At 75.3% G+C, this 11,656-nt stretch carries 1 protein-coding gene (cut by a window edge); it reads right to left on the reverse strand.

Annotation, left to right across the window (positions count from 1 at the left end; genetic code table 11):
• Positions 1–11,652, reverse strand: partial view of a type I polyketide synthase gene (locus RM572_RS02710; RefSeq protein WP_311671617.1) — the beginning only. The gene continues 12,528 nt to the left of window position 1, outside the view; the window shows 11,652 of its 24,180 coding nt (coding positions 1–11,652); its start codon is at positions 11,650–11,652; the stop codon falls past the left edge of the window.
• Between the last annotated feature and the right edge of the window lie 4 nt (positions 11,653–11,656).

Genomic DNA, 11,656 nt, shown 5'->3' on the forward strand with positions numbered 1-11,656 from the left:
GCCGTGCGCCCAGAGGCGGGCGAGGGCGGTGACGGCCGTCTGCGGCTCGGACCGGTCGCGGCGCAGCAGCGATCCGGCCTGCACGTCGTCGCCGCAGGTCTCGGTGACGGCGGCGACCAGGCTCGCGTCGGGTCCGACCTCCAGGAACCGGGTCGCGCCGAGCGCGGCGAGCCGTGCGGCGGCGTCGGCGAAGCGGACGGTGCCGCGCACCTGGTCGACCCAGTAGTCGGCGGTGAACTCCTCGACCGGCTCGCCGGTGAGGGTGGAGACGAGGGGGATGGTGGGGCGGTCGTAGGTGAGGCGGGCGGCGACCTGCCGGAAGTCCTCCAGCATCGGGTCCATCAGGACCGAGTGGAAGGCGTGGCTGACCTCCAGCCACCGTCCGTCACGGTCGGCGAGCGCCGCGGCGACCTGTTCGACGGCCTCGCGGGCGCCGGAGACGACGACCTGGGCGGGGGCGTTCACGGCGGCGACGGACACGCCCTCGACGAGGTGCGGCTCCACGTCTGCCGGTGCGGCCCGGACGGCCCACATCGCGCCGCCGTCGGGCAGCGCCTGCATCAGCGACGCGCGGGCGGTGACCAGCGTGCAGGCGTCCGCCAGTGACAGGACGCCGGCGACGTGCGCGGCGGCCAGTTCGCCGACGGAGTGGCCGGCGAGGTGGTCCGGCCGTACGCCCCAGGACTGCAGCAGGCGGAAGAGCGCGACCTCGACGGCGAACAGCGCGGGCTGTGCCCAGCCGGTCTGCTTCAGCACACCGTCCGGGTCGGTGAACATCACGTCGCGCAGGCCGTCGAACTCCGCGCACACCTCGTCCAGGGCGGTGGCGAACGTGGGGAAGGCGGCGGCGAGTTCACGGCCCATGCCGGCCCGCTGACCGCCCTGGCCGGAGAACACGAACGCGGTCAGGCCGCCGTCCACGACGCCCTGGACCAGGCCGGCGGCGCCCTCTCCGGCAGCCAGCGCCGTCAGGCCCGCGCGGAGTTCGGCCTCGTCCGCGCCGAGCACGGCCGCGCGCTGTTCGAGGGCGGTGCGGGTGGTGGCCAGCGACAGGGCGACGTCGCCCGCGGACAGGGCGTCCGTGCCGTCGAGCAGACGTCCGGCCTGGTCGGCGAGCGCCTCGGGGGCACGGGCGGACAGCACCCACGGCACGACGGGAAGGGGCGTCGCGGTGCCCGTCGTGTCGTCCTCGGCCGCCTGCTCGGGGGCCTCTTCGAGGATGACGTGCGCGTTGGTGCCGCTGACGCCGAACGCGGAGACGCCCGCACGTCGTGCGGTGTCCGTACGCGGCCAGGCGCGGGCGTCGGCGAGGAGTTCGACGGCTCCGGCCGACCAGTCCACGTGCGTCGAGGGCTCGCCGACGTGCAGGGACTTCGGCAGCGTCTCGTGCTGCAGGGCCAGGACCATCTTCATCAGGCCGGCGACGCCGGCCGCGGCCTGGGTGTGCCCGAGGTTGGACTTGACCGACCCGAGCCACAGCGGACGCGCGGCGTCCCGGTCGCGGCCGTAGGTGGCGAGGATCGCCTGGGCCTCGATCGGGTCGCCGAGCGAGGTGCCGGTGCCGTGCGCCTCGACGGCGTCCACGTCGTGGGGCGCGAGCCCGGCCTCGGCGAGGGCCTGCCGGATGACGCGCTGCTGCGACGGACCGTTCGGCGCGGTCAGGCCGTTGGAGGCGCCGTCCTGGTTGACGGCGGAGCCACGGATGACGGCGAGCACCGGGTGCCCGTTCCGCCGGGCGTCGGAGAGGCGTTCGACGAGCAGGAGGCCCGCGCCCTCGCCCCAGCCGGTGCCGTCGGCGTCGTCGGAGAACGGCTTGCAGCGGCCGTCGCCCGCGAGGCCGCCCTGCTGGGCGAAGTCGATGAACGCGTCCGGGCTGGCGATGACGGTGACGCCGCCGGCGAGGGCGAGCGAGCACTCGCCCGACCGCAGCGCGTTCGCGGCCAGGTGCAGCGCGACCAGGGAGGAGGAACAGGCCGTGTCGACGGTGACGGCCGGGCCCTCCAGCCCCAGCGCGTAGGCCACGCGCCCGGACAGGACGCTGCCCGAGTTGCCGGTGATGAGGTGGCCGCCGACGCCCTCGGGCACCTCGTGCACGTTGCTGAGGTAGCCGGAGGTTCCGGCGCCGACGAACACGCCGACCCGGTCGCCCTTCAGCGACATGGGCGCGATGCCGCCGCGCTCCAGGGCCTCCCACGCGGTCTCCAGCAGCAGCCGCTGCTGCGGGTCCATGGCCAGCGCCTCGCGCGGCGAGATGCCGAAGAAACCGGCGTCGAACTCGGCGGCGCCGTCCACGAATCCGCCCGCACGGGCGAAGCGGGTACCGAGCCCGCCCGTCTCGGCGGGGTCGAGGCCGTCCAGCTCCCAGCCGCGGTCGGCGGGGAAGGGGGTGATGGCGTCGGAGCCGTCGGCGAGGAGACGCCACAGCGCCTCCGGGTCCGTGGCGCCGCCGGGGAAGCGGCAGCTCATGGCGACGACGGCGACGGGCTCGTCCAGGGGTTCACGGGTGCGTGCGGGCAGCGCGTCCTGCCGGTCCGTGCCCATCAGTTCGTCGACGAGGAAGTCGGTGAGCACGGCGGCGGTCGGCTGGTCGAAGACCAGCGTCGCCGCGAGGGACAGGCCGGTCGCCGCCTGCAGCCGGTCGCGGAACTCGACGGCGGTGAGCGAGTCGAACCCGAGGTCGCGGAAGGCGCGTTCCGGTTCGATGGCGGTGAGGTCGGTGTGGCCCAGGGCCGCCGCCGCCTCGGTGCGGACGAGTTCCAGCAGGTGACGGCGCCGGTCCTGCGCGTTCAGCGGCCGCAGCCGCTCCCGCAGTGCGGCGTCGCCGCCCTCGCGGCTCCGCCCCGCGGGCTGTTCCGGGGCCGGGGCGAACGCGTCGAAGAGCACGCTGGGGCGGCGGACGGTGAAGGTCGGGAGGAAGCGGTCCCAGTCGATGTCCGCGACCGCGACGCAGGGTTCGTCGACGAGGAGGGCGCGGTGCAGCGCCGCCATGGCCAGGTCGGGGTCGAGGGCGGGCAGGCCCCGCTTGCGCAGGTGATCCTCGGCGCCCTCCTGCGCGGCCATGCCGCCGCCGCTCCACGGCCCCCAGGCGACGGACGTCGCCGTACGGCCGAGGGAACGGCGGTGCGCGGCGAGGGCGTCCAGGTATGCGTTGGCGGCGGCGTACCCGCTCTGCGTGCCGCTCCCCCAGGTGCTGGCGATGGAGGAGTAGAGGACGAACGCGTCCAGTGCGCGGTCGGCGAGCAGGGCGTCGAGGTGGGTGGCGCCGGCGGTCTTGGCGAGGGTCACCGACGCCAGGTCGTCGAGGCCCGAGTCGAGGAGCGGCACGGCCTGGGCGAGCCCCGCCGTGTGGAAGACGGAGCGGACCTCGGGGCCCTGGGACTCGATCTGTTCCAGGGCGGCTTCGACGGCGTCCCGGTCGGCGATGTCGCAGGCGGCGAAGGTGACGGTGGCGCCCTGCGCCTCCAGTTCGGCGGCGAGTTCGGCCGCGTGCGGCGCGTCGGCACCACGGCGGCTGAGCAGGGCCACGTGCCGGGCGCCCCGGGTGACGGCCCAGCGGGCGACGCGGGCGCCGAGGGCGCCGGTGCCGCCGGTGACCAGCACCGTGCCGGACGGTGTCCACGACGCGTCGGCGTCGGCGTGGCCGGTCGTCCGTGCGGGGACGAGGCGGCGGCCGAGTACGGCGCCGCCGCGCAGCGCGAGCTGGTCCTCGTCGCCGGCCCCGCCGGTCAGCACGTCGGCGAGCGAGGCGGTGAGGCGCCGCTCCGGCCGCTGCGGGAGGTCCACCAGACCGCCCCAGCGGTCCGGCAGTTCGAGCGCCGCCACCCGTCCCAGGCCCCACACGGCGGCGCGGGCGGGGTGGGTGAGCGCGTCGTCGGGGCGGGTGGAGACCGCGCCGGAGGTCACGGCCCAGACCTGTGCGTCGAGGCCGGAGTCCGCGACGGACTGGAGGAGGACGGTGGTGGCCGCCAGACCGGACGGGACGCCGGGCCGGGCGGGGTGGTCGCTCTCGTCCTGCGCGAGGAACGACACGATGCGGCCGCAGGGGGACTGCCGCAGCCGTTCGGTGAGCGCAGCCCGGTCGAGGTCGGCGGCGGTGAGCCGCAGGCGGGTCACGTCCGGGCCGCGTCCGGTCAGCTCTTCGGCGAGGGCGTCCGCCCAGGGCTCCGGGGCGTCCGCCGATTCGACGACCAGCCAGTTCCCGGTCGCCGGGGTGCCCGTGACCGGGCCGGCGGGCGCCCAGGAGACGCGGTAGCTGAGGCCGTCGACGGCGGCGAGGCCGTCCTGCCGCTCCTGCCACCCCTCCAGTGCGGACAGCACGGCGGACAGCGGGGCGTCGGGCTCGACGCCGAGGGTGGTGCGGAAGGTCTCCAGGTCGCCGCCCGCGACCACGTCCCAGAACGCCGCGTCGGAGGTCCGGCCGGCACCGGCCGCTTCCGGGGAGAGGCGGTCGGCGTGCGGCCAGTAGCGCTGCCGCTGGAAGGCGTAGGTGGGCAGGTCGACGACCCGGGCCCCGGTGGGGGCGAGGAACGCCGCCCAGTCGACGGTGCCGCCGTGCGCCCAGAGCCGGGCGAGGGTGGTGACGGTGGTCTGCGGCTCCGGCCGGTCGCGGCGCAGCAGCGGGACGGCGAGCACGCCGTCCGCGCAGGTCTCCTCGACGGCTCCGGTCAGGCTCGCGTCCGGGCCGAGTTCGACGAAGCGGGCGACGCCGAGTTCCGCGAGACGTGCGGCGGCGTCGGCGAAGCGGACGGTGCCGCGCACCTGGTCGACCCAGTAGTCGGCGGTGAACTCCGCCACCAGGTCACCGGTGAGCGTGGACACCACCGGCAGGGTCGGCTCCGCGTAAGTGATGCCTGCGGCGACGCGGCGGAAGTCCTCCAGCATCGGGTCCATCAGGACGGAGTGGAAGGCGTGGCTGACCTCCAGCCAACGCGACTGCCGCCCCTCCCCCAGCACGGCCGCGACCTGCTCGACGGCCTCGCGGGCGCCGGAGGCGACGACCTGGCCGGGGGCGTTGACGGCGGCGATCGACGCGCCGTCCACCAGGTGCGGTTCGACCTCCTCAGGGGTGGCGCGCACCGCCCACATGGCGCCGCCCTCGGGCAGCGCCTGCATCAGCGACGCACGGGCGGCGACCAGCGTGCACGCGTCCGCCAGCGACAACACCCCCGCGACGTGCGCGGCCGCCAGTTCGCCGACGGAGTGCCCGACGAGGTAGTCGGGCTTCACTCCCCACGACTCGGCGAGGCGGAACAGTGCCACCTCGACCGCGAACAGTGCGGGCTGCGCCCACCCCGTCTGCCGCAGCACACCATCCGCGTCCTCGAACATCACCTCGCGCAGCGGCCGTTCGAGCAGCCCGTCGAACCCCGCACACACCTCGTCCAGGGCCGAGGCGAACACCGGGAAGGCCGCGGCCAGTTCACGGCCCATTCCGGCACGCTGACCGCCCTGGCCGGAGAACACGAAACCGGTCAGGCCGTCACCGGTCTGCCCGGACACCACGGAGGGTGACCGCTCGGCGGCGGCCAACGCCCCCAGGCCGTCCAGCAGTTCACCGGCATCGGCGCCGAGCACCACCGCGCGGTGCTCCAGGCCCGAGCGCGTCGTCGCCAGGGACAGCGCGACGTCGCAGGCGGTGAGGTCCGCGACGGAGGGCCGCAGCCGGGCCGCCTGGGCGGCGAGGCCCGGGGCGGTCTTCGACGACAGCAGCCAGGGAAGGGCCGGCAGCACGTCCGGTGACGCGTCGCCGTCGGCCCCGGCGGGGGGCCCGACCGCCTCGGGAGCCTCTTCGAGGATCACGTGGGCGTTGGTGCCGCTGACACCGAACGCCGAGACGCCCGCGCGCCGTGCGGTGTCCGTGCGCGGCCATTCCCGCGCCTCCGTGAGCAGTTCGACGGCTCCCTCGGTCCAGTCCACGTGCGACGACGGGTCGCCCACGTGCAGAGTCCGGGGCAGCGCGCGGTGCTGGAGGGCGAGGATCATCTTCATCACGCCCGCGACGCCCGCCGCGGCCTGCGTGTGCCCGATGTTGGACTTGAGCGATCCCAGCCACAGCGGACGGTCCGCGTTTCGGTCCCGCCCGTACGTGGCGAGCAGGGCGTGCGCCTCGATCGGGTCGCCGAGCGAGGTGCCGGTGCCGTGCGCCTCGACGGCGTCCACCTCGGAGGGCGTCAGCCCGGCGTGGGCGAGCGCCTGGCGGATGACGCGCTGCTGCGACGGACCGTTCGGCGCGGTCAGGCCGTTGGACGCGCCGTCCTGGTTCATGGCGGTGCCCTTGACGAGGGCCAGCACGCGGTGGCCGTTCCGGCGCGCGTCGGAGAGGCGTTCCAGCACCAGCACGCCGGCGCCCTCGCCCCAGCCGGTGCCGTCGGCGTCGTCGGAGAACGCCTTGCACCGGCCGTCACCGGACAGCCCGCCCTGCTGCGAGAACTCGATGAAGGCACCGGGGGTGGACATGACGGTGACGCCGCCCGCGAGGGCGAGGGAGCACTCACCGGACTGAAGGGACTGCGCGGCCAGGTGCAGGGCCACCAGCGACGACGAGCACGCGGTGTCGATCGTGACGGCGGGGCCTTCGAGTCCGAGCGCGTAACTGACGCGGCCGGAGAGCACGCTGCCCGCGCTGCCGGTGCTGCCGTAGCCGTCGGCGGTCTCGCCCGACAGGGTGAGCATGGCCGGGTAGTCCTGGCCGTTGGTGCCGGCGAACACGCCGACCTGCTGCCCGCGCAGCGAGAGCGGTCCGACGCCGGTGCGCTCCAGCGCCTCCCAGGCGACCTCGAGCAGCATGCGCTGCTGCGGGTCCATGGCGAGGGCCTCGCGGGGGGAGATGCCGAACAGTGCCGCGTCGAAGTCGGCGGCGCCGTCGAGGAAGCCGCCCACGGGGGCGAAGTCGCCGAGCAGGCGGTCCTTCAGCGCTTCCCAGCCACGGTCGGCGGGGAAGGGGCCCATCGCGTCGACGCCGTCGGCCAGCAGGGTCCACAGGCTCTCCGGCGTGTCCACGCCACCGGGGAAGCGGCAGCCCATGCCGACGACGACCACCGGGTCGTCGGAGGTGGCGGCGGGGGCGGCGTCCGGCAGGCCGGACGGGGCCGTGTCGTCGTCGCCGAAGAGACGGCCCAGCACGAAGTCGGTCAGCGCTGCGGCCGAGGGGTAGTCGAAGACGACGGTCGCGGGCAGCTTCAGGCCGGTCACGGCCGTGAGGCCGTTGCGGAGTTCGACCGCCATCAGGGAGTCCACGCCGAGGTCGCGGAACGCCGTGGACAGGCCGACGGCGGAGCCCTCGGCGAAGCCGAGGACGGCGGCGACCTGGCCGCGCACCAGCTCGGTCACCGTCGACCGGCGGGCGGTGGCGGACGCGCCCGCGAGGCGTTCGCGGAGACCGCCCTCGGCCGGGGTGGCGGCGGCCGGCAGTGTGCCGGCGGGCGCGACGTGCTCCCACAGGGCGTTCGGGCGCAGCGCGGTCATGGCGGGGACGAACGTCGTCCAGTCGACGTCGGCGATCGTCACGGAGCCGGAGACGGAGTCCAGCAGACCGACGGCGATCTCGGGGTCGAGCGGGGTCAGACCGCCGCGCTCGGCACGGGCCTGCACCACGTCGTCGGCGGCCATGCCGCCCTCCGCCCAGGGGCCCCACGCCACCGACGCCGCCGGCAGGCCCCGGGCCCGGCGATGGTCGGCCAGCGCGTCCAGCGCCGCGTTGGCGGCAGCGTAAGAGCCCTGCCCGGCACCGCCCCACACACCGGCCGCCGAGGAGAACAGCACGAACGCGTCCAGCTCGCGGTCCTCGGTGACCCGGTGCAGGTTCCAGGCCGCGCCCGCCTTCCCGGACCACACGCCTGCCAACCGGTCGGCGGTCATCCCGTCCACCACACCGTCGTCCAGCACGCCCGCGCAGTGCACGACCGCCGACACCTCGAACCGGTCGAAGAGGGCGTCGAGTTCGGCGGCGGAACCCGCGTCGCAGGCGACGACGTCCACCCGGCCGAGCGGCGTCAGCTCGTCGCGCAGCTCAGCCGCACCCGGGGCGTCCATGCCCCGACGGGAGACCAGCACCACACCCTCGGCACCACGCTCCAGCACCCACCGGGCCACCCGCGCGCCCAACGCACCCGTGCCACCCGTGACCAGCACCGTCCCCGACGGCGACCACACCTGCTCCGCCTCCCGGGCAGGCGCAAGCCGACGCCCCAGCACCGCGCCGCCGCGCACCGCGACCTGGTCCTCACCAGGAGCGGCACCCGCCAGCACCTCGGCCAGCCGGCCGACCGCGCCCTTCTCCGGCGCCTCGGGAACGTCCACCAGCCCGCCCCAACGGCCCGGCTCCTCCAGCGCCACCACACGACCCAGACCCCAGACACCGGCGCGTTCGGGGTGCGCGACCGCGTCACCGGGCCCGGCGAAGACGGCACCCGACGTCACCGCCCACAGCGAGGCGTCCAGGTCCGCGTCCGCGAGGGCCTGCACCAGCACGGCCGTGTCCGCGAGACCGGCGGGAAGGCCGGGCTGTTCCGGGTGGTCCGCGTCGTCGAGAGCCAGGAAGGACACCATATGCGTGCAGTCGGCGAACTCACCGAGCCGTGCGGCCAGCGACGCGCGGTCCACGTCGGAGGCCGCGAGCTGCAGGCGGTTCACCGCGGCCCCGCGCGCGGCCAGTTCCCCGGCGAGGGCGTCCGCCCACTGCCCGTCCGTGCCCGCTGCCTCGACCAGCAGCCAGCGGCCGGACACCACGGCGCCGGGCGTCAGGCCGACGGGCGACCACGACACCTGGTGGCGCAGCCGCCCGAGCGAGGCGTTCTCCTCGCGGCGCCGGCGCCACGCCGAGAGCGCGGGCAGCGCGTCGGCGAACGAGGTCTCGGCGTCGCCCAGGCCCAGCTCGGCGGCGAGCGACTGCGCGTCGCCGCGCTCGATGGCGTCCCACAGCCCGGCGTCCGTGCCGGCTTGCGGGCCGGTCTCGGCGGGCATCCCGATCTTCCGCGAGGGCCAGAAGCGTTCGTGCTGGAAGGCGTACGTGGGCAGGTCGACGGTCTCGGCGCCCGACGGAGCGAAGAACGCGTCCCAGTCCACGCGGAGGCCGTGCGCCCAGAGGCGGGAGACGGCCGCGACGAGTGCCCGCGGCTCCGGCCGGTCACGGCGCAGCAGCGACAGGGCGAGCGTGTCGTCCTCGCAGGTTTCCTCGACGGCGCCGACGAGACTGGCGTCCGGACCGATCTCGACGAAACGCGAGACGCCCAGGGACTTCACCCGTGCCGTGGCGTCGGCGAAGCGGACGGTGCCGCGCAGCTGGTCCACCCAGTAGTCGGCGGTGAACTCCTCGATGAGGCGGGCGGTGTGGGTGGAGACGATCGGTGTCTGCGCCGGGTGGAAGGAGACGCCTGCCGCGACGCGGCGGAACTCCTCCAGCATCGGGTCCATCAGGACGGAGTGGAAGGCGTGACTGACCTCCAGCCACCGCGACTGCCGCCCCTCCCCCAACGCAGCGGCGACCTGCTCCACGGCATCCCGGGCACCGGAGACGACGACCTGGCCGGGGGCGTTCACGGCGGCGACCGAGACGCCCTCGACGAGGTGCGGTTCGACCTCCTCCGGCGTGGCACGGACGGCCCACATCGCGCCGCCCTCCGGCAGCGCCTGCATCAACGACGCCCGCGCCTTCACCAGCGCACAGGCGTCCTCCAGCGACAGCACCCCGGCGACGTGCGCGGCGGCCAGTTCACCCACCGAATGGCCCACGAGGTAGTCGGGCTTCACGCCCCAGGACGTGACGAGACGGAACAGCGCCACCTCCACCGCGAACAACGCGGGCTGCGCCCACCCCGTCTGCCGCAGCACACCGTCCACGTCCTCGAACATCACCTCACGCAGACCCTCGAAGTGCGCACACACCTCCCCCAGCGCCTCCGCGAACACCGGGAACGCAGCCGCGAGTTCACGCCCCATCCCCGCCCGCTGACCACCCTGCCCCGAGAACACGAACGCCGTACGCCCGGCTTCCGCCGCGTCGCGGACGACGTCCGGTGACGGCGCACCGGTCGCCAGCGCCTCCAGTCCGGCGCGGAGTGCGGTCGCGTCGCCGCCGAGCACCACGGCGCGGTGGTCCAGCCCGGAGCGGGTGGTGCCGAGCGACAGGCCGACGTCGGCGCCGGACAGGCCGTCGGTGACGGCAAGGAGCCGGGCTGCCTGCTCGCGCAGGGCCGCCTCGGTCTTCCCGGACAGCGTCCACGGCACCACGGGCAGCGCCGTCGGCGGGGCGGTCGGGGTCTCCGGCTCGGCGGTGTCGTCGTCGGCCGGTGCCGGGGCCTGTTCGAGGATCACGTGCGCGTTCGTGCCGCTCACGCCGAACGCGGAGACTCCGGCCCGCAGCGGGCGGTCCCCCTCGGCGGCCCAGGGCCGCTGTTCGTCGAGCAGGCGTACGTCGCCGGCCGCCCAGTTGACGTGCGTGGACGGCTCGCCGACGTGCAGGGTCCGGGGCAGCAGCCCGTTCCGCATCGCGAGGACCATCTTGATGACGCCGGCGACGCCCGCCGCGGCCTGCGTGTGACCGATGTTGGACTTGACCGACCCCAGCCACAGCGGCCGGTCCTCGGCTCGGCCCTTGCCGTACGTCGCGAGGATCGCCTGCGCCTCGATGGGGTCACCCAGCGAGGTGCCGGTGCCGTGCGCCTCGACGGCGTCCACGTCGGCCGCGGTCAGGCCGGCCCCCGCGAGGGCCTGGCGGATGACGCGCTGCTGCGACGGGCCGTTCGGCGCGGTCAGGCCGTTGGACGCGCCGTCCTGGTTGACGGCGGAGCCGCGGACCACGGCCAGCACGCGGTGCCCGTTCTTCCGGGCGTCGGAGAGACGTTCCAGCACCAGCACGCCGGCGCCTTCGCCCCAGCCGGTGCCGTCGGCGTCGTCGGAGAACGCCTTGCACCGGCCGTCGGTGGCGAGGCCGCCCTGCCGGGCGAACTCCACGAACGCGCCCGGCGTCGACATCACGGTCACGCCGCCGGCCAGGGCGAGGGAGCACTCGCCGGACCGCAGCGCGTGCGCCGCCTGGTGCAGGGCGACCAGGGACGACGAGCAGGCCGTGTCGACGGTGACCGCGGGCCCTTCCAGGCCCAGCGCGTAGGAGACGCGGCCGGACAGCACGCTGCCGGAGCTGCCGGTCATGACGTAGCCGTCGACGCCCTCCTCGCCGGTGACGACGACGTCGTAGCCGGAGGGGGCGCCGCCGACCCAGACGCCGACGCGCTCGCCCTTGAGGGACAGCGGGGCGATGCCGCCGCGCTCGAGGGCCTCCCAGGCCACCTCGAGCAGCATGCGCTGCTGCGGGTCCATCGCCAGGGCCTCGCGCGGCGCGATGCCGAACAGCCCGGCGTCGAACTCGGTGGCGTCGTCGACGAAGCCGCCGACCGTGTCGGCGTCGACACCGGGCACGACGCCGTCGACGTCCCAGCCACGGTCCAGGGGCACGCCGCCCATGGCGTCGACGCCGTCGGCGACGAGGCGCCACAGGTCCTCCGCGGAACGGACGCCGCCCGGGTAGCGGCAGCTCATCGAGACGATCGCGATGGGCTCCCGGGCGGCTTCCTCCACCTCACGCAGGCGTTGACGGGTCTTGTGGAGGTCGGCCGTCGTCCACTTGAGGTAATCGCGAAGCTTGTCCTCGTTCACTTAC

Source organism: Streptomyces hazeniae, assembly GCF_031845485.1.
In the GTDB taxonomy this organism is placed as follows: Bacteria; Actinomycetota; Actinomycetes; order Streptomycetales; family Streptomycetaceae; genus Streptomyces; species Streptomyces hazeniae.